This window comes from Aeromonas sp. S5(2024), assembly GCF_041403025.1.
Classification (GTDB): Bacteria; Pseudomonadota; Gammaproteobacteria; order Enterobacterales; family Aeromonadaceae; genus Aeromonas; species Aeromonas hydrophila.
Window position 1 is genome coordinate 317,917 of record NZ_JBGLRI010000001.1, and the last position, 22,331, is coordinate 340,247.

Genomic DNA, 22,331 nt, shown 5'->3' on the forward strand with positions numbered 1-22,331 from the left:
TTTTTTGGTCGATGCCTTCTTAACACCGGATTTCCATGAAAAAAACACGCGCTTTTTTAAAATGGGCCGGGGGAAAATACTCCCTGGTTGAAGAGATTGCCGAGCGTTTGCCGGCCGGGCGTGTGTTGCTGGAGCCCTTCGTCGGGGCCGGGTCCGTGTTTCTCAACACCGACTACGACGCCTATGTGCTCAACGACATCAATCCGGATCTGATCGGTCTTTACAATCATCTCAAGTTGACGCCGGATCGGTTCATCGCTGAGTCGCGCAAGCTGTTCGTGACCGAGCACAACCACAAAGCGGCCTACTACCGGCTGCGTACCCAGTTCAACCAGACCGACACCAGCTTCGAGCGCGCCCTGCTGTTCCTGTTTCTGAATCGACACGGTTTCAACGGCCTGTGCCGGTACAACAAGAAGGGGGGCTTCAACGTCCCGTTCGGTTCCTACAAGAAGCCCTATTTCCCGGAAAAAGAGCTGTGGGCCTTCGCCGAGAAGGCGCAGAAGGCGACCTTCATCTGTGAAAGCTATGCCGATGCCATCCAGCGTGCGGAAGAGGATTGGGTGATCTATTGCGATCCCCCCTATGCTCCGCTTTCCACTACCGCGAGCTTCACCACCTATTCGGCCGGCGGTTTCACCCTGGACGATCAGGCCGTGCTGGCCAGGCTGGCCCGCCACACCGCGGCTCGCAAAGGGGTGCCCGTGCTCATCAGCAACCACGACATCGAGCTGACCCGCGAGCTCTATCGCGGCGCCCGCCTCGACGAAATCCTGGTCAAGCGCACCATCAGCCGCAACGGCGGCACCCGCAACAAGGTGGCAGAGTTGCTGGCGCTCTATCCGCCCGGCATCGAGCCGGAGCAGGGCTACTACCCGAGCGACGCCGAACTGGCGCCACTCGGCTGACACAGACGGCACCTCGGGGTGCCGTTTTTATGTCTGCTGTGGTTGATGATGCCATTCGTTTTCTCCGTACTGCGTATGGGTAGTTTTCAGCGTCCGTTTGCGGTGATGATAGCGTTCACTTTTTCCGTACCCTGTGCGGGTCGTTTTCAGCGTCCGTTTGCGGTGATGATGGCGTTCGCTTTTTCCGTACCGTGTGCGGGTCGTTTTCAGCGCCTGTTTGCGGTGATGATGGCGTTCGCTTTTTCCATACTCTGTGCGGGTCGTTTTCAGCGTCCGTTTGCGGTGATGATGGTGTTCGCTTTTTCCGTACCGTGTGCGGGTCGTTTTTAGCGTCCGTTTGCGGTGATGATGGCGTTCGCTTTTTCCGTACCGTGTGCGGGTCGTTTTCAGCATCCATTTGCGGTAAAATTGCGCCGCTTTTTCTGCCACGCTGCCAATGGATGACGCTGATGAAAGACTTTCTGATTGCCCCCTCGATCCTCTCCGCCGACTTTGCCCGTCTGGGGGACGATGTCGCCAAGGTGCTGGCCGCCGGTGCCGACGTGGTCCATTTCGACGTGATGGACAACCATTATGTGCCCAACCTGACCATAGGCCCCATGGTCTGCCAGGCCCTGCGTGACTACGGTATCGAAGCCCCCATCGACGTGCACCTGATGGTCAAGCCGGTGGATCGCATCATTCCCGACTTTGCCAAGGCGGGTGCTTCCCTCATCACCTTCCACCCGGAAGCGTCCGACCACGTCGACCGCTCCCTGGGCCTCATCAAGGAGCAGGGCTGCCAGGCCGGTCTGGTGCTGAACCCGGCCACCCCGCTCACCTGCCTGGAGTACGTGATGGACAAGCTGGACGTGATCCTGCTGATGTCGGTCAACCCGGGCTTTGGTGGCCAGAGCTTCATCCCCGGCACCCTCGACAAGCTACGCCAGGTGCGCCGCCTGATCGACGAGAGCGGCCGCGACATTCGCCTCGAGATCGACGGCGGGGTCAAGGTCGACAACATTCGCGAAATTGCCCAGGCTGGCGCCGACATGTTCGTGGCCGGCTCGGCCATCTTCAGTCGTCCGGATTACAAGGCGGTGATCGACGAGATGCGGGCGGAGCTCTCTCATGTCAAACGCTGAACGTGATTTTGACCTGGTGCTGTTCGACCTGGACGGCACCCTGATCGACAGCGCCCCGCAACTGGCGCTGGCGGTCAACCGTACGCTGACCGAACTCGGGTTGGCCGAGGCCGATGAAGCCGTGGTGCGGACCTGGGTCGGCAACGGTGCCGACAAGCTGATCCAGCGTGCGCTGGACTATCGCACGGCGCCCGAGCTGTTTGCCAGCGCCCGTCCGCTGTTTGACCGCCACTATCAGGCCTGCCTGCTGGAAGGGCTGGCCATGTATGACGGGGTCGAGCAGAGCCTGCGCCGCCTGCAGGCGCTGGGTTACCAGCAGGCGATCGTGACCAACAAGCCGAGTCACTTCGTGCAGCCGATCCTCGATGCTCTCAGCATCGGCGACTGTTTCGCACTCTGGCTGGGGGGCAACTGCGTGCCCGTCAAGAAACCGAGCCCGGAGCCGCTGCTGCTGGCCTGCCACGAGTTGGGCGTCAGCCCGTCGCGCACCCTGATGGTGGGCGACTCTGAAAATGACGTGCTGGCCGCCCAGGCTGCCGGCATGAAGGTGGTGGGGCTGACCTATGGCTACAACTACGGCCGTCCCATCGCGGATTCCCGCCCGGACTGGGTATGTGAACAGTTTGCCCAGCTCGACGCGCTGCTGGCCGAATAAGCTGGCCAGGCAGGCCGAATAACAAGGATCAACACTCTGATGACTAAACCTATCGTATTGAGCGGGGCCCAACCGTCGGGCCAGCTGACCATCGGCAACTACATGGGGGCCCTGCGTCAGTGGGTCAACATGCAGGATGACTTCGACTGCCTCTACTGCATCGTCGATCTGCACGCCATCACCACCCGCCAGGATCCGGCTGCCCTGCGCAAGGCCTGCCTGGACGCCACCGCCCTCTATCTGGCGGTCGGCATCGATCCGGCCAAGAGCACCGTGTTCATCCAGTCCCACGTGCCGCAGCACGCCGAGCTTGGCTGGATCCTGAACTGCTACACCCAGATGGGCGAGCTGTCGCGCATGACCCAGTTCAAGGACAAGTCCGCCCGCTTCGAGAACAACGTCAATGTCGGCCTGTTCGGTTATCCGGTGCTGATGGCGGCCGACATCCTGCTCTATCAGGCCAATCAGGTGCCGGTGGGCAACGACCAGAAGCAGCATCTGGAGCTGACCCGCGACATCTGCACCCGCTTCAACAACCTCTACGGTGAGGTGTTTACCCTGCCGGAGCCCTTCATTCCGACCGAAGGTGCCCGGGTGATGAGCCTGCAGGATCCGACCAAGAAAATGTCCAAATCGGATGACAACGAGGCCAACTTCATCGGCCTGCTGGAAGATCCCAAGCAGATCGTCAAGAAGATCAAGCGCGCGGTGACCGACTCCGACGAGCCGGCGGTGGTGCGTTTCGATCCGGAAAACAAGCCGGGGGTCTCCAACCTGCTGACCCTGATGTCCGGGGTGACCGGCCGTTCCATCCCCGAGCTGGAGCAGCATTTTGAAGGCAAGATGTACGGTCACCTCAAGACCGAAACCGCCGAGGCCGTGGTTGCCCTGCTGGAGCCGATTCAGGCCCGCTTCCACGAGCTGCGTCAGGATGAGGCTCATCTGCAGGCCATTTTGGCGGCCGGTGCACAAAAGGCGCGGGAAAGGGCTGAAAAAACCCTGGCCAGCGTATATGATGTAGTCGGCTTCGTTCCTCGAGCCTGACATACTGGGAAGGTGTAGTAGAAGAGAGCTGGGTATTTGCCTGGCTTTCTTTGTTTTACCCGACCTGCTATTCGTTATTTCATCTTCCAATTTCAAACGCGGGCGTCTGCCCCAAGAGTAAGCATGTCTGTCGAATCAAATACCACGATTGAAGAGTTGGGTGACAAGGGTCACTGGCTGCGCAAGTTTCGCAAGGCCAAAAACCTCAATACCCTGCAACTGATGGTCTCCAATGCCATCGACAAGCACCACAAAACCCCTGCCATCGCCGCCGCCATCTACCTGGCCGAGTGCCAGCGCGAGCGTGAAATGGAACAGGGTCGCTATCTGGATCGTTAATTCTCTGCTCTGGTTGACCCATGCTGTTGTTGATCGATAACTACGACTCCTTTACCTGGAATCTGGTGCAATATTTTGGCGCCTTGGGACAGGAGGTAGTGGTGAAGCGCAATGACGAGCTGACGCTGGACGCCATTGCCCGGCTCTCTCCCCGTTATCTGGTGATCTCTCCCGGTCCCTGCACCCCCAATGAGGCGGGTATCTCGCTGGCGGCCATCTCCCGTTTTGCTGGCCAGCTCCCCATTCTCGGCGTCTGCCTCGGTCATCAGTCGCTGGCGCAGGCCTTCGGTGCCAGGGTGGTGCGCGCCCGTCAGGTGATGCACGGCAAGACCTCGCTCATTCGCCATCGCGGCGAGGGGGTATTCAAGGGGCTCAACGATCCGCTGCGGGTCACTCGTTACCATTCGCTCATCGTGGAGCGCGACACCTTGCCCGATTGCCTCGAGATCACCGCCTGGAGCGAACATGCCGATGGCAGCCCGGACGAGATCATGGGCCTGCGCCATAAGCAGTTGAATATAGAGGGTGTTCAGTTCCATCCGGAGAGCATTCTGAGCGAGCAGGGTCATCAGTTGCTGGCCAATTTTTTGGCTAATCCCTGAATAGTTGTGATCGGCCTCCCAGAATTGAAAGGAGGCCAAAAATATTTTCCCTGACACTTTATTCACCTCCCTCCCTGTCCAAATTATCTCTTGCCAACACCCCCTGAGCCGTTATGCAATGCGGTTGCCTAAAATCTCACGGGCAGTCGAACATTGTTCCCTGTAACGCGCTTTGTTGCAGACTTTTAGCTTTTTTTCTGTGACAATGCCGATGTGTTTACATGGATTTAACTTTTGGGCGGTGGATTATTCTGTCGCCAGATCGAAGGAGAGCAATATGTCAGAGTTGTTGGCAGTGACACGTGAAGTGTTTGATGAAGTGATGGTTCCCAACTATGCGCCCGCCAAGATCATCCCGGTGCGTGGTGAAGGGTCACGTGTCTGGGATCAGGAAGGCCGTGAGTATGTGGATTTCGCCGGCGGGATCGCCGTCAATGGCCTGGGCCATTGCCATCCCAAGCTGGTCGAGGCCCTGAAAACCCAGGGCGAGAAGCTGTGGCACCTCTCCAACGTGATGACCAACGAGCCGGCCCTGCGCCTGGCCAAGAAGCTGGTCGCCGCGACCTTCGCCGACAAGGTCTATTTCTGCAACTCCGGTGCCGAAGCCAACGAAGCCGCCCTCAAGCTGGCCCGTCGCTACGCTATCGAGAAGTTCGGTGCCCACAAGACCCAGATCATCGCCTTCCACCAGGGCTTCCACGGTCGTACCTTCTTTACCGTCAGCGTCGGCGGCCAGGCTGCCTACTCCGATGGTTTCGGTCCCAAGCCCGCAGACATCACCCATGTGGCCTACAACGATCTGGCGGAGCTGGCTGCCGTCATCTCCGACAATACCTGCGCCGTGGTGATGGAGCCGCTGCAGGGCGAGGGCGGCATCATTCGTCCCACCGACGAGTTTGCCAAAGGGGTGCGCGAGCTGTGCGACAAGCACAACGCCCTGCTGATCTATGACGAAGTGCAATCCGGCGTCGGTCGTACCGGCGATCTGTTTGCCTACATGGGCCTAGGCGTCACGCCGGATATCCTCACCAGCGCCAAGGCACTGGGTGGCGGCTTCCCCATCGGCGCCATGCTGACCACCACCGAGATCGCCTCCCACCTGAAAGTGGGCACTCACGGTTCCACCTACGGCGGCAACCCGCTGGCCTGCGCGGTGGCCGAGGCGGTGATCGACGTGGTCAACACCCCGGAAGTGCTCAATGGCATCAAGCAACGCGAACAGCTGTTCCGCGAAGGGATCGAGGCCATCAATGCCAAGTACCACTGCTTCAGTGAAGTGCGCGGCAAGGGTCTGCTGCTGGGCGCCGTGCTGAACGACGACTACAAGGGCCGCTCGCGCGACTTCCTGCTGGCCTCCATCGACCAGGGGCTGATGGCGCTGGTCGCCGGCACCAACGTGGTGCGTTTTGCGCCGTCCCTGGTTATTCCGGAAGCGGACATCAAGGAAGGGCTGGTACGGTTCGAGAAAGCGGTTGCCCAGGTGGTTAACGCCTGATCCAAATTGAGGTGGGGAGCCCTCCCGGCAGGAGCCGGGACCCCACCTGTCGTCAATGAAAGGGAGTTGTCATTTATGTTGGTTATCCGTCCCATCGAGCAAAAAGATTTTGCCGGTCTCAAGACCTGTGCCATCGAATCCGGCACCGGCATGACCTCGTTGCCCGTCAACGATGAACTGCTGCAGCGCAAGATAGACGCTTCCACCCAGACCTTTTCGGACAAGCCTGCGGGCAAGGGGGACTGCCTCTATTTCTTCGTCGCCGAGGATCTGGAGACCGGCGAAATGGTCGGTACCTGCGCCATCGATGCGGCCGTGGGCCTGTCTCAGCCGTTCTACAACTATCACATCGGCAAGGTGGTGCACTCTTCCCCCAAGCTCGGCATCTACAACGTCGTGGAAACCCTCACCCTCTCCAACGACTACACCGGCAATTCCGAGCTCTGCACCCTGTTTCTGCGCGAATGTGCCCGCGAGGGGCTCAACGGCCGTCTGCTCTCCAAGCACCGCTTTCTGTTCATGGCCGAACACCCCGAGCTGTTTGACGAGACCGTCTTCGCCGAGATGCGTGGCGTCTCCGATGCCGATGGTCACAGCCCCTTCTACGAGTGGCTGCAAAAGCATTTCTTCTCGATGGATTTTCCCACTGTCGACTATCTCACCGGCATCGGCAAGAAGCGCTTCATCGCCGAGCTGATGCCCAAGTACCCCATCTACGTCAATCTGCTGAGCAACGAAGCGCGCGCCGTCATCGGTCAGACCCACGAGAAGACCCGTCCGGCCATCAAGATGCTGCAGGACGAAGGATTCGTGAATCGCGGCTATGTCGACATCTTCGATGCCGGCCCCACCGTCGAGTGCGACGTGAAGAACATTCGCAGCGTGCGCCGCAGCCAGAAGCTGCGGGTGCTGGTGGGTGAGCCCATCGGCGGCAAGACCCATCTGGTCTGCAATACCCGCTACGAGCACTACCGCGCCTGCTACGGCAATATCCGGGTCGATCTGGACAAGCACGAAGCCATCATCCCGCCCAAGATGGCGGCCGCACTCAAGGTGCAGGATGGCGACATGGTACGTGCCGTTGATCTTGATTGAGCCATATCAGCAGTAAAACCGCATATGAAACAGGCAGCCAAGGCTGCCTGCGAACCACAGGGAGTGAAGGATGAGCCAGTTAGTTCAGTTTATTGACGGTCAGTGGCTGGCCGGTGCAGGCAAGCCGTTCGAGTCAAAGGATCCGGCCAAGAATCAGGTGATCTGGCAAGGGGAGGCGGCCAGCGCCGCCCAGGTGGAGGCCGCCGTCAAGGCCGCCCGCCATGCCTTCTATCATTGGTCCGATCTGGCCCTCGACGATCGTCTGGCCATCGTGCGCCGCTATGCCGACCTGCTCGGCGAGCACAAGGAGGCGCTGGCGCTGACCATCGCCCGCGAAACCGGCAAACCGCTGTGGGAGACCCGCACCGAAGTGGCCGCCATGCAGGGCAAGATCGCCATCTCCATCCGCGCCCATGACGAGCGTACCGGCACGGTGGAGAACCCCATGCCCGGCGCCAAGGCGTTTGTGCGCCACAAGCCCCACGGCGTCGTGGCCGTGTTCGGCCCCTACAACTTCCCGGGCCACCTGCCCAACGGCCATATCGTACCGGCGCTGATCGCCGGCAATACCGTGGTGTTCAAACCCTCCGAGCTGACCCCCATGGTAGCCGAGGCCATGTTGAAGATCTGGCAGGAGGCGGGGCTGCCCAAGGGTGTGCTCAACCTGGTGCAGGGTGAGGTCGACACCGGCAAGGCGCTGGCCGGCAATCCGGACATCGACGGCCTCTTCTTCACCGGTTCGTCCCGTACCGGCCACTTCCTGCACCAGCAGTTTGCCGGTCAACCGGGCAAGATCCTGGCCCTCGAGATGGGTGGCAACAACCCGCTGATCGTGAAAGACGTGAGCGACATCGACGGCGCCGTCCATGCCATCGTGCAGTCCGCCTTCATTACCTCAGGCCAGCGCTGCACCTGCTCGCGCCGCCTGTTTGTCGAGCGCAGCGTCCAAGGCGATGCCTTGGTGAAACGTCTGGTTGAGGTGGTCGGCCAGATCAAGGTCGGCCTCTATGACGCCGCCGAGCAGCCGTTCATGGGCGCCATGATAAGCGAGCGAGCAGCGCTCGGCATGGTCGAGGCGCAAGCCAACCTGCAGCGCCTCGGTGGCGAGAGTCTGCTCACCCTCAAGCACCTGGAAGCGGGCACCGGCTTCGTCTCCCCGGGCATCATAGACGTGACCGCAGTCAGCGCGCTGCCGGACGAAGAGTACTTCGGCCCGCTGCTGCAGCTCATTCGCTACGACGACTTCGATGCCGCTATCGAGAAGGCGAATGCCACCAGCTTCGGCCTCTCGGCCGGCCTGCTCGGCGACAGCGAGGCGGATTGGCAGCACTTCTTCAAGCGCATTCGCGCCGGCATCGTCAACTGGAACAAGCCCATCACCGGCGCCTCCAGTGCCGCGCCGTTCGGTGGCATCGGCGCCTCCGGCAACCACAGGGCGAGCGCCTACTACGCCGCCGACTACTGTGCATATCCGGTTGCTTCCGTCGAAGACAGCAAGGCCACCATGCCGGATCAGCTGTCCCCCGGCCTGACGTTCTAAGCAAGACAAAGGCGGGCGTTCTCTGCGTTGGAGCCAGCGCCTGACCACGACAATAAAAGGGGCACTGAACTGGTGCCCTTGTCTGTACCCGCAATCAAAGGAAAGAGAGATGCAAAAGGATATCGACACCCTGTTCGGTCATTTGTGGGATAACTACATTCAAGTCACCCCGAGTGCCCACAAGGTTCATCAACTGCTGGGGGGCGGCGAGCCCATCGTCAACGACCACGTGGCGTTTCGCACCTACAACCTGCCCAAGCTGGGGCTGGAGAAGCTGGCCGCCCATTTCCTGGCGCTCGGCTACGAACAGAAGGGCGAGTACGTGTTCAAGGCCAAGAAGCTCTACGCCAAGCACTTCGAGCATAAAGACCCGGACGCGCCCAAGGTGTTCATCAGCGAGCTGAAGGTGGAAGAGCTCTCCGATGCGGCCCAGGCCATCATCCACAAGCTGGCGGCTCAGGTGCCCGATCATCTGTCCGACACCCAGGCCTTCCTCTATGCCGGCGCCCCCTGGCAGGTCTCCTGGGCCGATTACCAGACTCTGCTGGCGGAGAGCGAGTATGCGGCCTGGATGGCGGCCTGGGGTTATCGCGCCAACCACTTCACCGTCAACATCAACCGCCTGAAGGACTTCGACACCATCCAGCAGGTCAACGCCGCCCTCAAGGCCGCAGGCTTCGTGCTCAATGGCGTGGGTGGCGAGGTGAAAGGGGACAGCCAAGTGATGCTGGAGCAGTCGTCCACCATGGCCGACAAGGCGGACGTGGCCTTCACCGACGGCGTGCGCACCATCCCGAGCTGCTTCTACGAATTCGCCCTGCGCTACCCGCAGGCCGACGGCGTGCTCTACCCAGGCTTCGTCGAGGCCTCGGCCGACAAGATCTTCGAATCCACCAACGCCATGTAAGGCGGGGCCGGGTCATCCCGGCACTGCTGCATGCAAAACGCCTCCTTTGTGGAGGCGTTTTCATTGGTGGCAGGGGCAGTGTGGCCTAGCGCTGGTAGAGCTCCCCCTCCAGCGCCAGCACCGTCTCCATCCCGGCGGCGCGGCCCGCCTGCAGGCCGATCTGGGTATCTTCGAACACCAGGCAGTTGGCGGGGTTGGCGCCGAGCAGCTCGGCCACTTTCAGGAAGGTGTCGGGGTGGGGCTTGTGGTTGTCGATGTCATCGGCACTGACCAGCACGGGAATATAGGCATCCAGACCGGTGTTTTTCAGGATGTGCAGGGCGTGCTCGCGCGATGAGCCCGTGCCTATGCCCATCGGAACCTTGCCGTGGCAGCGCTTGACCAGCTCCCACATGGCGGGAAACACGCTGACCTTGTCGATATGCTCCAGATAGAGCGCCACCTTGCGCCGGGTGAAGGCATCCACATCGATATCCAGCCCATGCTGCTCGGCCAGGATGGCGACTATCTTGCGGGTGGGAATGCCGCCGAATTCATTGAGCTGGGCACGATCGAAGGGCAGGCCGAACTCGGCGCTGGTCTCCTCCCAGGCATCCAGATGCAGGGGCATGGAGTCGACCAGGGTGCCGTCCATATCGAAAATCAGGGCATCGTATTGCTCAAACCGGAACTGCTCGGACATGGGGCTGCTTCCTCTTGGGGGGTGAACAGCCAGCCTACCAGAATGCAGGAGGCAATGCCGCGACCGGGGTCATGCTTGCCGCTCAGGGGCGGTTTTGGCCATCGGCTGATGATTTATGAGACAATAATAAGTTCTGCGTTGCAGATCCCGGCATTTTCAAATGAGCGAGCCCGTCATATGTCCCCAAAAACCATCTTCTCGAGCGTGGCCCTGGTGATCGCCCTGGGTTCACTGGAAAAGAGCATAGTCACCACCCCCTTGCCCATCATCGGGGCCGAGCTGAACGCCGGCGCCGCCCTCACCTGGGTGGTCACCGCCTACCTGCTGGCGGCCACCGCCGCCCTGCCCATCTATGGCAAGCTGAGCGACATGTTCGGCCGGGTGCGCATGCTCAACATCGGCATCGGCCTGTTTCTGGCCGGATCCGTGGCCTGCGGCCTGGCCCAGGATCTGCCGACCCTGCTGGCGGCCCGGGTGCTGCAAGGCTTGGGGGGCGGCGGCCTGATTGCGCTCGCCTTCACCGTCATCGCCGACAGCATACCACCGCGGGAGGTGGGCAAGTATCAGGGCTACATCTCGGCGGTCTATGCTGTCTCCAGCATCGCCGGGCCCCTGCTCGGCGGCTACTTCACCGAGCAGCTCAGCTGGCGCTGGATCTTCTGGATCAACCTGCCGCTCGGGGCGCTCGCGCTCTGGCTGGTAAACCGCAATCTGGGTCACCTCAATGTGCGCCGCCACAGTCGCTTCGACTGGAAGGGGGCGGCGCTGCTGATCACCGTCACCACCCTGAGCCTGCTGCTGCTCTCGCCGGAGACCGCCCTGCCCGCCATCTGGCTGGCGGCGGGACTGGCGCTGGCCCTGCTGCTGCTGATCCTGGTGGAGCGGCGGGCCCACGATCCCATACTGCCGGCCCACCTGGCCCGGCTGCCCGGTTATCTGGTGAGCGTGCTGCTGGCGCTGGCCTCGCAGTTGCTGATGTTCGCCGTGCTGGTCTATCTGCCGCTGCAGATGCAGTGGCAGAAGGGGATGGGGGCCAGCGAGAGCGGGCTCTACATGGTGATCTTCATGGTCTGCATCACGGCGGGGGCCTTCGTCGGCGGCAAGCTGATCGGCCGCACCGGCTACTACCGGCGCTTCGTGGTGGTGGGCTTCGCCCTGTCGGCGCTGGCGCTGTGGCAAATCCACTTCGACGTCTGGGCCAGACTGGGACTGGGGTTTGCCGGATTGGGGCTGGGCCTGGTGCTGCCGGCGCTGTCGGTGGTGGTGCAAAACGCCCTGCCACGGGAGGATCGCGGCATCGGCATGTCGCTGTTCAACTTCGGCCGCGAGCTGGGGGGCGCAGTCGGGGTGGCCATCTGCTCCGTGCTGTTTCACTCCGCCCTGCCGGCGGGCAGCAGCCACAACCTGGCCAGCCTGAGCCCGGCCGAGCTGGCACCCGGTTTCAGCGCCACCTATATCGGCATGGCGCTGATCGCCACCGCGGCGCTGCTCATCACCCTGCTGGCGTTGAAACGCCACGAGCTAGCCAGCATCCACGCCTGATGGCGTGACGGCGACATAGCAACAGGGCTCCCCATGGGGAGCCCTGTTTGTTGGTGGGTTTGCCTTTCTACTCCTGGGCTGGCGCCTCCTTGCCGGCCAGCTGGCTCAGCCAGGCGAAGCGGCGGTTGGCGTCAAGCTCCGCCTCCCGATAGAGCTGGCTGGCGATTTCCGGCAACTGGCGTTCCAGCCGCTTGAAGCGGGGCTCCTGCTGCAGGGTCTCGGCCAGCGATGCGCTGGGGGCCCGGGAGTCCAGTGCCAGCGGCGCCTTGCCCTCCTCGCTGCGGCGGGGATCGTAGCGGTAGAGCGGCCAGAAGCCGGTGGCGGTCAGCTGCTTCATCTGCTCGTGGCTCTGGGCCAGATCGTAGCCGTGCTCCTCGCAGGGGCTGTAGGCGATGATGAGCGACGGGCCCGGATAGGCTTCCGCCTCCTGAATGGCCTTCACTGTCTGGTTCATCTGGGCGCCGAGGGAGATCTGCGCCACGTAGACGTGACCGTACATCATCACGTTGGCGCCAAGATCCTTGCGCCCCTTGCGCTTGCCCTGTTCGCCAAACTTGGTGATGGCACCGAGCGGGGTGGCCTTGGACTGCTGGCCGCCGGTGTTGGAGTAGCACTGGGTGTCGAGCACCAGCACATTGATGTTCTCCCCCAGGCTCAGCACGTGGTCGAGCCCGCCGTAGCCAATGTCGTAGGCCCAGCCGTCGCCGCCGATGAGCCAGACCGATTTCTCCACCAGGTAGTCCGCATCACGGGCCAGCTCCTGGGCCGCGGCGTCGGTGCGCCCCTGCAGCAGTGCGCGCAGCTGCTCGATATGGGCGCGCTGCTCGGAGACCGGCAGGCTGGTGTCTTGCAGCCCCTGTTGCAGCCCGGCCGGGACGGCGTCCCCCAGGCTCGCCAGCAGGCGGCGTACCCGCTCGCGATGCTGATCCACGGTGAGCCGGAAGCCCAAGCCAAATTCGGCGTTGTCCTCGAACAAGGAGTTGGCCCAGGCCGGCCCGCGCCCGTCCGCATTGGTGGTGTAGGGGGTGCTTGGCAGGTTGCCGCCATAGATGGAAGAGCAACCGGTGGCGTTGGCGATGAGCAATCTGTCCCCGTAGAGCTGGGTCAGCAGCTTGATGTAGGGGGTCTCGCCGCAGCCGGAGCAGGCACCCGAGTATTCGAACAGCGGCGAGATGAGCTGGGAGGTGCGGATGTCGATGCGCTCCAGCTGCTCGGCGCTGCGCTCGGGCAAGTCCAGGAAGAAGTCGTAGTTGGCCTTCTGGGCCTCGAGGTGATCCAGCCTGGACTCCATGTTGATCGCCTTGCGGCTCGGCTCGGTGCGATCCTTGGCCGGGCACACCTCGACGCAGAGGTTGCAGCCGGTGCAATCCTCCGGCGCCACCTGCAGCACGTATTGCTGGCCGCGCATGTCGCGGGCCTTCACATCGAGGGCATCCAGGGTGGCGGGGGCACCTTCCAGTGCATCCTTGTCCACCACCTTGGCGCGGATGGCGGAGTGCGGGCAGGCCGCCACGCAGTAGTTGCACTGGGTGCAGAGGTCTGCCTGCCAGATGGGCACCTCCTTGGCGATGTTGCGCTTCTCCCAGCGGGTGGTGCCCACCGGCCAGGTGCCGTCCGGCGGGAAGGCGGAGACTGGCAGGCTGTCGCCCAGCCCCGCCAGCATGGCGGCGGTGACGGTCTGCACGAAGTCGGGGGCCTTGGTCGATACCACGGGCGGGCGCTGGTGGCTGGCGGGGTCAAGCGCCTGCAGTGGCACCTGAACGAGTGCCTCGCAGGTGGCGGCCAGGGCCTGCCAGTTGCGCTCGACCAGCGCCTGCCCCTTGCTGCCATAGCTCGATGCGATGGTCTGGCGCAGCAGCTCGGTCGCCTCTGCCGGCGGTATGATGGCGGTGAGCTGGAAGAAGGCCATCTGCATCACGGTATTGATGCGGTTGCCGAGCTGGCACTCGCGGGCAATTTTGGCGGCATTGATGGTGTAGAGGCGCGCACGCTTCTGGAGCAGGGCCTGTTGCACCTCCTGGGGCAGTCGCTGCCAGATCTGCTCGGCGTCGTAGGGACTGTTCAGCAGGAAGATGCCGTCTGGTCTCAGCCGCTCCGCCATCTGGTACATGTCGATGAACTGCCACTGGTGGCAGCCGATGAAGTCCGCCTCGTCCACCAGGTAGGCCGACTGCAGCGGCCGCTCGCCGACCCGCAGGTGGGAGACGGTGAGGCCGCCCGCCTTCTTGGAGTCGTAGACGAAGTAGCCCTGGGGGTAGAGGTCGGTGTGGTTGCCGAGGATCTTGATGCTGTTCTTGGCCGCCGACACGGTACCGTCGCTGCCAAGGCCGTAGAACAGTGCCTCCAGCTTGTGCTGGTTGCCAAGGCCTGGGCTCGAATAATCGAGGGCCGGCAGCGGCAGGGAGAGGCCGGTGACGTCGTCGAAGATGCCGACGGTGAAGCGCGGGCGTGGGTTATCCAGCGCCAGCTCGTCGAAGATGGCCTGCACGCAGGCCGGGTTGAACTCCTTGGAGGAGAGGCCGTAGCGCCCGCCAATGACCCGCGGCAGGCTGGCACGATCCCCCCGACTGACCGCCTCGGCCAGCGCGCTCATCACGTCCAGATAGAGGGGCTCGGCCAGGGCGCCCGGCTCCTTGGTGCGATCCAGCACCGCAATCTTGCGGGCGCTCTGCGGAATGACCGCCAGCAGGTGCGCGGCCGAGAAGGGGCGGTAGAGCCGTACCTTCACCAGCCCCACCTTCTCGCCCTGTTCAATCAGCCGCGCGATCACCTCCTCGCAGGTGCCGATGGCGGAACCCATCAGCACCAGCACCCGCTCGGCCTCTGGGTGACCCAGGTATTCGAACGGTCGGTAGTGGCGGCCAGTACGTTCACCGAAGGCGTCCATCGCCTCGCTCACATGGCGATACCCATCGTCATACCAGGGGTTGGTGGCCTCCCGGCACTGGAAATAGGTGTCCGGGTTGGCGGCGGTGCCGCGAATGACCGGTTTGTCGGGGGTCAGCGCCCGCTCCCGATGGGCACGGATCGCCTCGGCGGGCAGCAGGGCACGCAGGGTATCGTCATCGAGCGGCACTATCTTGGTGATCTCGTGGGAGGTGCGAAAGCCGTCGAAGAAGTGGATGAAGGGCAGTCGGCTGTTGAGGCTGGCCACCTGGGCGATCAGGGCAAAGTCCTGGGCCTCTTGCACATTGCTGGCGCAGAGCAGGGCACAGCCGGTCTGGCGTACCGCCATCACGTCCGAGTGATCGCCGAAAATCGACAAGGCATGGGTCGCCACCGTGCGCGCCGCCACATGGAGTACGAAGGGAATGAGCTGACCCGCCAACTTGTAGAGGTTGGGGATCATCAGCAGAAGGCCCTGGGACGAGGTAAACGAAGTCGCCAGTGCCCCGGTCTGCAGCGCGCCGTGGACGGCGGCGATGGCGCCCCCCTCCGACTGCATCTCGACCACGCGCGGCACGTCGCCCCACAGGTTCAGGCCCCGCTTGCTCGACCAGGCCGACGCCTGCTCCGCCATGCTGGAGCTGGGGGTGATGGGATAGATGGCGATGACTTCGCTGGTGCGGTAGGCCACCGAGGCGACCGCGTTGTTTCCGTCTGTGGTGATCATGAATTGCCCACTTGCTATGCCAGTTTGAATGACGGCTGCGATCAGCCGGCCATGGATAGGTCGTCGCCATAGTAAGAGTGGAAATTAACGCGGAACAAACGGGATAAATAATCAGGCCGAAGGCAGCGGCGGCGCGGGATAGCGGCTCACGGCCGGTGATGGGGGCAAGCCGGCAGCGGGTCGGGCGGGACGGTTGTTGAGGGTAATTCGATTAACTGGATCGGCCGCAAAACGGGTCGATCCGGCCCCGTCAATAAATAATCAAGCGGCAAATAAATTCGCGCCGTCGGGCGATGCGAGAGTGTTTCATTGCCGAGATAGCAAGGGCATGGTGCGGAGGGTAACGCTTACCGGTATCAAAAAAGGGCTCCCGAAGGAGCCCTTTTGAATCATCTTGGCGGCTCTCTGCCACCACTATTTCCCTTGCACCTGGCCTCGGGGAATGGGCCAGTCAGATGCATTGCCGGCCCGTGCTAGGGGGGTAGCCCTACTCGTGGTGCAGGGTGATGCAATCCAGCCCGCCGCTGCCGCGCAGCAGGGCTTCCGCCTGGTTCAAGTCGTCTCGTTTGTTGCTGGCAGCCTGACCCACGAAATAGGGGGTGAGCCCGGTTACCTCGTGTTGCAGCCAGGCGGCGAATGCCTGATTGAGGGGGGCGATGCTGGCGGCATTGGTGATGTAGAAGGGCTGCTGGCGGGTGCCCATGATGCCGTTCATCCAGTTCACCGGCCGCTTGCCCACGCTGAACACCCCAGGGGTGGCGATGGGGGTCAGGCCGGCATCGCTCAACTGTTGGCGTATGAGGGCGTGGATCTTGTGCCAGCGCTCGCTCTGCTGACGCAGGTCGGTCACGCTCTGGCGAAGTGCTTGCCGCTCGCTCTCGCTGAGGCTGCCGCCCTCGGCCAGCACCTGTTCGACCAGCGTTGCGCTGGCTGCATGATCGTTGAGCAAGATGCGACCGTCGGCCAGCGGGCGCATGGCCATGTCGAGGTGAAAACCGGGCTGGGCCAGGATCACCAGATCCCGCTCGGCCACCTTGAGCTCCTGCGCCATCAGGCGCTGGCTGATGGCCATCATGGCGAGGAAGCGGCGGGTCTGATGATCTTGCTCGGCGTCAGCCAGCCCTGTTCGCTGGTAGCCTCCGGCCTGCAACATGCGGCCCAGCCGGGCCAGAGTGGCGGCATCGGCCGCCAGCGTCGGCAGTGCCTGGGCTATCTGCTCATCACCAAACTCGGAGTGAAGCTCGGCGGTCACCACCAGGCTGGCGTACTCCTGTTTGAGGCGGGTCAGCAGATCGAAGGAGGCCGGCAGCGGTTGGCCATGGATGGCGCGATAGCGCTCGGCAATCCGTTCCCCTTGCTGCGGGCTCAGAAACATCCGCTGCTCCGCCGCCTCCCGGGTTGGCCCGTCCACTTCGTACTTGGCGAGCTCGGCCTTGGCGCGCGCGGTCCTGGCAAAGGCGTGGCGCTGCGGCTCATCCAGCCCCTGCGGCAGCAGGTTGGCCGCCTCCAGCAGAATGAGGTCCACCTCGGTGTCATGGCCCTTCTGGAAGGTATAGGGGCTGCCCAGCCACTCCTCTTCGTTCAGGTGCAGCCGAAACTCGCCGTCGCGCTCCATCTTCTCCTGCAGGGCGGCGATGCGCTCACTGTCCAGCCGGCTGTGGTGCAGGGTGGTCTGCAGCAGGGCATCGCGGCCGATCAGGGCATAGGGGGTACCGTCTGGGCGCTGGCCGGTCAGCATGTTGCCGCCATCGATGATGGAGAAGGTGGGGATGAGCTCGCGCCCCTGCGCCTCGGCGAAGGTGTTGGCCTGGGAGAGCATGCTCTCGTTGAGCCCCTGGGAGGCCTGGCTGCCGAGGCTGTGGTGCCCCTCCTGCTCGGCCTCCGGGCTCTGCTCGGTCAGGGCGGTGACGAAGGTGTGGTAGCTATCCTTGTCGGCCAGTGGCGCCCGGGGGCGGAAGATGAGGGCGCCATCGCGCGACAGCCACATGTTGTCCTCGGTCCAGGTGTACATATCAGCGTGGGTGCTGACTGAAAAACCCTGCTCCCTGCCGATCTGCTCCAGCTCCGCCACCAGTTCCGGCTCGGTCTGGAGGGGCAGGTGAAGCAGGTGGATCCGGTTGCCCAGATCGTCCTGGGCCAGCTGGAAGCTGCGATCGAGGGCGGGGGAGTGCTGGCCGTCGCTGAGGGTCGGATCGTCCGGGAAGATCAGAGGGGCCGCCATGGCCGAATGGAACCAGAAGAGGGTGGAGATGGCGAGTGCCACGCCGGTTTTGCGCATGATGATTTCCTGTTGTTATGGCGGGAGAGTGCCCGCGAGCCTGAACCTCGGCGTGCAGCACCGTGCCGTACGCTTCGGATGGAAACCATAAGGAGCCGGCGAAGAACCACAAGGGCGCAAATCTGAATTGACTTTTAACCCTGACTAAACAGCGTTTAATATCGCCGATTGATGATAAAAACGTCGTTTTTGATGGCGATTATTGCCAATAAAAACAGGGTGTTGAACTATTTCAATTGTCGATAGCGAGCCGTGACTGGATTTTGCCTGGCAAGGCGGTGCGGGCCTGAAAATGCGAAGTTTTTAAGTGAGTAAATCGCCGGGGCGTATCGACCGCCGAGGGGAGGGAAATCATCGGGGGGGTAGGGGCCACCCCCCGTGGCGGAGGCTGGCGCCTCCTGTCACTCTCGTGCTGGCAGCAGCCAGGCGGCCGCCTGATAGGGGGCAAAGGTGGCGGTGGGCAGCCCCGGGTAGTTGCTCATCAGCAGGGTGGCACCTGCCTCCACCAGGTCAAAGTGTGGCATGACCAGGGGGCGCTCGGTGAGGTTGGCGAGCAGCAGCAGGGTATGCCGCTCTGCGCTTGCCGGATCCTGCCAGCAGCGGCGATAGCCGATGCGATCTGGGTCGTCCCCATCCAGCAGCTCGAAGTCGCCGTGGCGAATTACAGGGTGGGCCTTGCGCAGGGCGATGAGCTGGCGATAGCAGTGAAACGGCGAGTCGGGGCGAGCCAGCTGCTCGGCGGCATTTATCTCGACGTGGTTGGTGTTGAGGGCAATCCAGGGCGTGGTGGTGGTGAAACCGGCGTGGGGGCCTGCGTCCCATTGCATCGGGGTGCGGGCGTTGTCGCGGCCGATGGCATCGAGCCGCCGACTCAGCTCGGCAGGCGCCAGCTCTGACTGGCTGGCGCGGTAGTTGATCGCCTCCACATCGCGCAGCTCGCCCGGCTGCCAGTGGCGGTTGGTCATGGCGAGCTCCTCCCCCTGATAGATGAAGGGAGTGCCCTGCATCAGCTGCAGCACCATGGCCCACAGCTTGGCGCTGGTTTCCCGCCACTTAGGCCTGTCATCGCCAAAGCGGGAGACGGCGCGGGGCAGGTCGTGGTTGCCGAGGAACAGGCTGTTCCAGCCTCGCCCGTGCAGCCCCTGCTGGTGACGGGCCATGGCCCGTTTGAAGGCGAGGGGGTCGAAGCGGGATGACCACTTGTCACTGCCGAGCCCCAGATGCTCGAAGTTGAATACCATGCTGAACTCGCTGCCATCGGGGTTCGAATAGTTCTGCATATGGGCGAGATCCGCTCCCCAGGTCTCCCCCACCGTGATGATCCCCTTGCCGCCGAAGCTCGCAGCATTGAGCTCGCGGATATAGTCGTGCAGGCGCGGGCCGTTGCTCATGGCGAGGGGCGACCAGGTCTTGCTCACCATGTCGATCACATCGAAGCGAAATCCCTTGATTCCCTTGCCCAGCCAGAAGTTGATCACCTCTGCCATTTCGGCCCGCACAGCCGGGTTGTCCCAGTCCAGATCGGCCTGACTCGCATCGAAGTTGTGCAGGTAGTAGCGATCAAGCGCCGGCACATACTGCCAGCCGCTGCCGCCAAAAATTGAGGTAATGGGGTGAGCATCGACAAAGGCTTGATCCCGGAATACGTAATAGCCCTGATAGCGGGGATCGCCGGCCAGCGCCTGCACAAACCACTCGTGCTCGGTGGAGGTGTGGTTGGCGACGATATCCATCATGATGCCGATACCGTGAGCGGCTGCCTCGGCTACCAGCTGCTCCATCTCGGCCAGGGTGCCGAAGGCGGGGTCGATGGCGCGGTAGTCCGCCACGTCATAACCGTTGTCCCGCTTGGGGGAGCGATAGAGGGGGGTGAGCCACAGCATATCGACCCCCAGGGTGGCCAGATAACCGAGGCGCTGACGAATGCCGTTGATGTCGCCCATGCCGTCGCCATCGCTGTCCTGAAAGCTCATGGGATAGATCTGGTAGATAACGCAACTATCGAGGTCGATGTCGGGTGTGTGGAGAGGTTGCGGGTTCATCAGCTGGGCCGGTTGGGGGAAGCGATGGTTTATCTTACGCAGATGCGCGGGCCCTCGACAGGGCGGAGAAAGGCTTGAAAAGGGTTCCATAGTTGGCTGATTGCCAAAAGTGAGGGGAGGGTCACAACTGGGCCATCCCGAACCATGGTGGTGGTCGGGATGGCACGACACTCAGCGATGATGCTGTGCAAAGAAACGGGTTATTGAGCCGCCTTGGCCTGCTCGCTGCGCTGCTCCTGCTGGCGCTCTGCCTTGTCTTGCTGGCGTTCCGCTTGGGCTTCCAGCTCCTTGCCGAGGAAGTAGTTCAGGAAGGTGCGGATCACCGCGATGATGGCGAGGCGGATCAGCTCCTCCTTGCTCGGCGCCACCGTGGTGGCCAGGATGTCGGCGGCGAGCTGGAACTCCAGCGCCAGAATGAGCCAGCTGCCGAAACAGAGCCGGATATGGGGAAAGCCGGGCTCGTGATCCCGTACCCGCGCCGCCAGCCAGAGGGTCTTGCCCAGCCCAATCACCACGCAGGCGATGGAGATGATCTCCAGCAGCAGCTGGAACAGCTCGACCCCGTGCATCATGCCTTCTCGCAGGCTCGCTATCTCAAACACTCGGGTCACCTCCCTGATTCAAAAGAGGACACTATTAACACATCACTCGGCAAAGACCAAATTGAAGCCACTTACGGCCTATGGGTGAGATGAGCGGATGATTCAAAGTTGGGCTCCACTTGACCACTTTTTGTATGCGCCGCACAATCCTTGCTCTTTCATGTGGTTAAACAGTAACGAGGCATTTGATGATGCAGACGCGGAACTCAGCGATTGGTATTGACCTGGGCACAACCAACAGTGTTATCGCCGTATGGCAAGATGGCAAAGCTTGCCTCATTCCCAATGCCCATGGTGAAGATCTTACTCCGTCGATCGTCTGCATTGGTGAGGACAATACCCTGCTGGTAGGCCAGGCGGCGGCCACACGCTTGCTGAGCGATCCGGCTAATACCGCCTCCCACTTCAAGCGTTTTCTCGGTAGCGAGCGGCGTTACCGGCTGGGCAAGGATAAGTACACCCCGACCGAGCTGTGCGCGCTTGTGCTTGGCAGTCTGAAGTCAGATGCAGAAGCATGGCTTGGTCACCCGGTGCGTGAGGTGGTTATCTCTGTGCCTGCCTACTTTGGCGATCAGCAGCGTAAACAAGTGCGGCTGGCTGCCGAGCTGGCCGGGCTTGATGCGGTGCGCCTGATCAATGAACCTACCGCTGCAGCCATGGCCTACAGCCTGCACGAGCAGCATAGTCGCCGTTTCCTGGTGTTTGATCTGGGGGGGGGGACCTTCGATGTAACCGTGGTGGAGTATCAGGACAGCATCATGGAGGTACGCGCCTCGGCCGGCGACAATCGACTCGGTGGCGAGGATTTTACTCAGGATCTGGTTGATGCGGTACTGGATCAGTTGGGAACCGACCGTAGTGACATGCCACAGGCGCAGCTCGGCCAAGTCTATCTGGCGTGTGAGCGAGCCAAGCGTCATCGCAGTGGTACTGGTCTGGTCGTTGAACTTGGTGGTGAGTTGAACCGCACCCTGACTTTCTCCGAGTTCGACTTGGCCGACATCTGGCGTGAGACACTCAGTCGCCTGCGTAAACCGCTCAGCCAGGCACTCTCAGATGCGCGTTTGCGTCCAGAGGAGGTGGATGAGCTTATTTTTGTCGGTGGAGCGAGCCGCCAGAGCGAAGTGCAGCAGACAGCAGTGCGTCTGCTGGGCCGATTCGGCCGTCACGAGTTGGATCCGGATCGGGTAGTGGCCATGGGGGCCGCCATTCAGGCTGCCTGTCGTCTGCGCGACAGCGCGGTAGACGAGCTTATCATGACCGATGTTTGCCCCTTTACCCTCGGGATTGCAGTCACTCAGGGCGAGCAGGGTGGTGTGTTCAGTCCAATTCTCGAGCGTAATACAGTGGTGCCTGCTTCGCGAGTTGAGCGCTATCACAGCGCCCATGAGCAGCAAAAAGCGGTATGCATTAGCATTTATCAGGGTGAGCGCTTCTGGGTGCGGGAAAACCTGCACATAGATGATCTCGAGATCCCACTGCCGACCGGGAAGGGGATTCAGCAGGTGGACGTGCGTTTTAGTTACGACATCAACGGCATGTTGGAGGTGGATGTAACCCTCGTTGGTACCGGAGAACAGTTCCAAAAGGTGATCGACAGAAGTCCGGCCGGCGTGACCGAGGAGGGAAAGCGCGAGAGCCGCGAGCGGTTGGCTCGCCTCAAGCATCATCCACGCGATGCACTGCCTAATTTGACCTTGAGCGAGCGGCTGGCGCAGCTCTACGAAGAGAGCCTTGGTGACGAGCGGCAGCAGGTAGAACAGTGGTTGCTGCAGTTTGAACGGGTCCTGGCCAGCCAGGACCCGCAGCTTATCCGTTCATTTCGAGAGGAGATGAATTGCCTGCTCAAGCAGTGGCACTAGT

The 22,331-nt window shown here is 62.2% G+C and carries 18 protein-coding genes; 12 read left to right on the top strand and 6 right to left on the bottom strand.

Annotated elements, in window-relative coordinates:
* Positions 1 to 35 precede the first annotated feature (35 nt).
* A complete protein-coding gene (locus ACB032_RS01490; RefSeq protein WP_011706963.1) occupies positions 36 to 908 on the top strand; it encodes a Dam family site-specific DNA-(adenine-N6)-methyltransferase in 873 nt (290 codons plus the stop codon).
* Positions 909 to 935: 27 nt separating this feature from the next.
* Here the strand turns inward: ACB032_RS01490 and ACB032_RS01495 are convergent, their stop codons facing one another.
* A complete protein-coding gene (locus ACB032_RS01495) occupies positions 936 to 1,337 on the bottom strand; it encodes a hypothetical protein (protein WP_371137190.1) in 402 nt (133 codons plus the stop codon).
* Positions 1,338 to 1,357: 20 nt separating this feature from the next.
* On the opposite strand from ACB032_RS01495, the gene rpe reads away from it, so the two are divergent.
* The 9 genes from rpe (at position 1,358) to ACB032_RS01540 (ending at position 9,709) form a co-directional block, all read left to right on the top strand.
* Positions 1,358 to 2,032 (top strand): ribulose-phosphate 3-epimerase, encoded by a 675-nt coding sequence (gene rpe, locus ACB032_RS01500; RefSeq protein WP_016351625.1) that lies wholly within the window; start codon positions 1,358 to 1,360, stop codon positions 2,030 to 2,032.
* Positions 2,019 to 2,687, top strand: coding sequence for a phosphoglycolate phosphatase (locus tag ACB032_RS01505; RefSeq protein ID WP_371137191.1), 669 nt, complete (start codon positions 2,019 to 2,021; stop codon positions 2,685 to 2,687). Before rpe ends, ACB032_RS01505 begins: the two co-directional genes overlap by 14 nt.
* Positions 2,688 to 2,726: 39 nt before the next feature.
* Positions 2,727 to 3,731 (top strand): tryptophan--tRNA ligase, encoded by a 1,005-nt coding sequence (gene trpS, locus ACB032_RS01510; RefSeq protein WP_371137192.1) that lies wholly within the window; start codon positions 2,727 to 2,729, stop codon positions 3,729 to 3,731.
* Positions 3,732 to 3,854: 123 nt separating this feature from the next.
* Positions 3,855 to 4,070 carry a hypothetical protein gene (locus tag ACB032_RS01515; protein ID WP_011706959.1) on the top strand — a complete coding sequence of 72 codons (216 nt, stop codon included), beginning with the start codon at positions 3,855 to 3,857 and terminating at the stop codon, positions 4,068 to 4,070.
* Between the two features lie 20 nt (positions 4,071 to 4,090).
* Positions 4,091 to 4,672 carry an aminodeoxychorismate synthase component II gene (locus ACB032_RS01520; protein WP_029304205.1) on the top strand — a complete coding sequence of 194 codons (582 nt, stop codon included), beginning with the start codon at positions 4,091 to 4,093 and terminating at the stop codon, positions 4,670 to 4,672.
* Between the two features lie 277 nt (positions 4,673 to 4,949).
* Positions 4,950 to 6,167 carry an aspartate aminotransferase family protein gene (locus ACB032_RS01525; protein ID WP_041218447.1) on the top strand — a complete coding sequence of 406 codons (1,218 nt, stop codon included), beginning with the start codon at positions 4,950 to 4,952 and terminating at the stop codon, positions 6,165 to 6,167.
* Positions 6,168 to 6,242: 75 nt separating this feature from the next.
* Positions 6,243 to 7,262 carry an arginine N-succinyltransferase gene (astA, locus tag ACB032_RS01530; RefSeq protein WP_011706956.1) on the top strand — a complete coding sequence of 340 codons (1,020 nt, stop codon included), beginning with the start codon at positions 6,243 to 6,245 and terminating at the stop codon, positions 7,260 to 7,262.
* Positions 7,263 to 7,332: 70 nt separating this feature from the next.
* On the top strand, positions 7,333 to 8,802 hold the full coding sequence (gene astD / locus ACB032_RS01535) for a succinylglutamate-semialdehyde dehydrogenase (RefSeq protein WP_371137193.1): 1,470 nt from the start codon (positions 7,333 to 7,335) through the stop codon (positions 8,800 to 8,802).
* Positions 8,803 to 8,911: 109 nt separating this feature from the next.
* A complete protein-coding gene (locus tag ACB032_RS01540; protein WP_371137194.1) occupies positions 8,912 to 9,709 on the top strand; it encodes a DUF1338 domain-containing protein in 798 nt (265 codons plus the stop codon).
* A gap of 85 nt (positions 9,710 to 9,794) precedes the next feature.
* Here ACB032_RS01540 and ACB032_RS01545 read toward each other — a convergent pair whose 3' ends face one another.
* Positions 9,795 to 10,391: an HAD family phosphatase gene (locus ACB032_RS01545; RefSeq protein ID WP_011706953.1), complete on the bottom strand. Its 597-nt coding sequence runs from the start codon at positions 10,389 to 10,391 to the stop codon at positions 9,795 to 9,797.
* Positions 10,392 to 10,568: 177 nt separating this feature from the next.
* On the opposite strand from ACB032_RS01545, the gene ACB032_RS01550 reads away from it, so the two are divergent.
* Positions 10,569 to 11,933, top strand: coding sequence for an MDR family MFS transporter (locus ACB032_RS01550; protein ID WP_024945923.1), 1,365 nt, complete (start codon positions 10,569 to 10,571; stop codon positions 11,931 to 11,933).
* 67 nt (positions 11,934 to 12,000) lie between these two features.
* Here ACB032_RS01550 and nifJ read toward each other — a convergent pair whose 3' ends face one another.
* The 4 genes from nifJ to ACB032_RS01570 all read right to left on the bottom strand — a co-directional run bounded on the left by nifJ (position 12,001) and on the right by ACB032_RS01570 (position 20,468).
* On the bottom strand, positions 12,001 to 15,546 hold the full coding sequence (gene nifJ / locus ACB032_RS01555) for a pyruvate:ferredoxin (flavodoxin) oxidoreductase (protein ID WP_371137195.1): 3,546 nt from the start codon (positions 15,544 to 15,546) through the stop codon (positions 12,001 to 12,003).
* A gap of 487 nt (positions 15,547 to 16,033) precedes the next feature.
* The gene (locus ACB032_RS01560) at positions 16,034 to 17,824 is read right to left on the bottom strand and encodes a hypothetical protein (protein ID WP_371137196.1); all 1,791 of its coding nucleotides are present in this window, start codon (positions 17,822 to 17,824) and stop codon (positions 16,034 to 16,036) included.
* Between the two features lie 401 nt (positions 17,825 to 18,225).
* Complete coding sequence (locus ACB032_RS01565) at positions 18,226 to 19,866, bottom strand: alpha-glucosidase (protein WP_371137197.1); 1,641 nt, start codon at positions 19,864 to 19,866, stop codon at positions 18,226 to 18,228.
* A gap of 200 nt (positions 19,867 to 20,066) precedes the next feature.
* Positions 20,067 to 20,468 carry a DUF1622 domain-containing protein gene (locus tag ACB032_RS01570; RefSeq protein WP_016351614.1) on the bottom strand — a complete coding sequence of 134 codons (402 nt, stop codon included), beginning with the start codon at positions 20,466 to 20,468 and terminating at the stop codon, positions 20,067 to 20,069.
* Between the two features lie 188 nt (positions 20,469 to 20,656).
* Here ACB032_RS01570 and ACB032_RS01575 point away from each other — a divergent pair, with 188 nt between their 5' ends.
* Positions 20,657 to 22,330 carry an Hsp70 family protein gene (locus ACB032_RS01575; protein WP_371137198.1) on the top strand — a complete coding sequence of 558 codons (1,674 nt, stop codon included), beginning with the start codon at positions 20,657 to 20,659 and terminating at the stop codon, positions 22,328 to 22,330.
* The last annotated feature ends 1 nt before the right edge of the window (position 22,331 follow it).

Coding starts and splice junctions, on each gene's coding strand:
- ACB032_RS01490 (WP_011706963.1), top strand. CDS start 36: ATGAAAAAAACACGCGCTTTTTTAAAATGGGCCGGGGGAAAATACTCC.
- rpe (WP_016351625.1), top strand. CDS start 1,358: ATGAAAGACTTTCTGATTGCCCCCTCGATCCTCTCCGCCGACTTTGCC.
- ACB032_RS01505 (WP_371137191.1), top strand. CDS start 2,019: ATGTCAAACGCTGAACGTGATTTTGACCTGGTGCTGTTCGACCTGGAC.
- trpS (WP_371137192.1), top strand. CDS start 2,727: ATGACTAAACCTATCGTATTGAGCGGGGCCCAACCGTCGGGCCAGCTG.
- ACB032_RS01515 (WP_011706959.1), top strand. CDS start 3,855: ATGTCTGTCGAATCAAATACCACGATTGAAGAGTTGGGTGACAAGGGT.
- ACB032_RS01520 (WP_029304205.1), top strand. CDS start 4,091: ATGCTGTTGTTGATCGATAACTACGACTCCTTTACCTGGAATCTGGTG.
- ACB032_RS01525 (WP_041218447.1), top strand. CDS start 4,950: ATGTCAGAGTTGTTGGCAGTGACACGTGAAGTGTTTGATGAAGTGATG.
- astA (WP_011706956.1), top strand. CDS start 6,243: ATGTTGGTTATCCGTCCCATCGAGCAAAAAGATTTTGCCGGTCTCAAG.
- astD (WP_371137193.1), top strand. CDS start 7,333: ATGAGCCAGTTAGTTCAGTTTATTGACGGTCAGTGGCTGGCCGGTGCA.
- ACB032_RS01540 (WP_371137194.1), top strand. CDS start 8,912: ATGCAAAAGGATATCGACACCCTGTTCGGTCATTTGTGGGATAACTAC.
- ACB032_RS01545 (WP_011706953.1), bottom strand. CDS start 10,391: ATGTCCGAGCAGTTCCGGTTTGAGCAATACGATGCCCTGATTTTCGAT.
- ACB032_RS01550 (WP_024945923.1), top strand. CDS start 10,569: ATGTCCCCAAAAACCATCTTCTCGAGCGTGGCCCTGGTGATCGCCCTG.
- nifJ (WP_371137195.1), bottom strand. CDS start 15,546: ATGATCACCACAGACGGAAACAACGCGGTCGCCTCGGTGGCCTACCGC.
- ACB032_RS01560 (WP_371137196.1), bottom strand. CDS start 17,824: ATGCGCAAAACCGGCGTGGCACTCGCCATCTCCACCCTCTTCTGGTTC.
- ACB032_RS01565 (WP_371137197.1), bottom strand. CDS start 19,866: ATGAACCCGCAACCTCTCCACACACCCGACATCGACCTCGATAGTTGC.
- ACB032_RS01575 (WP_371137198.1), top strand. CDS start 20,657: ATGATGCAGACGCGGAACTCAGCGATTGGTATTGACCTGGGCACAACC.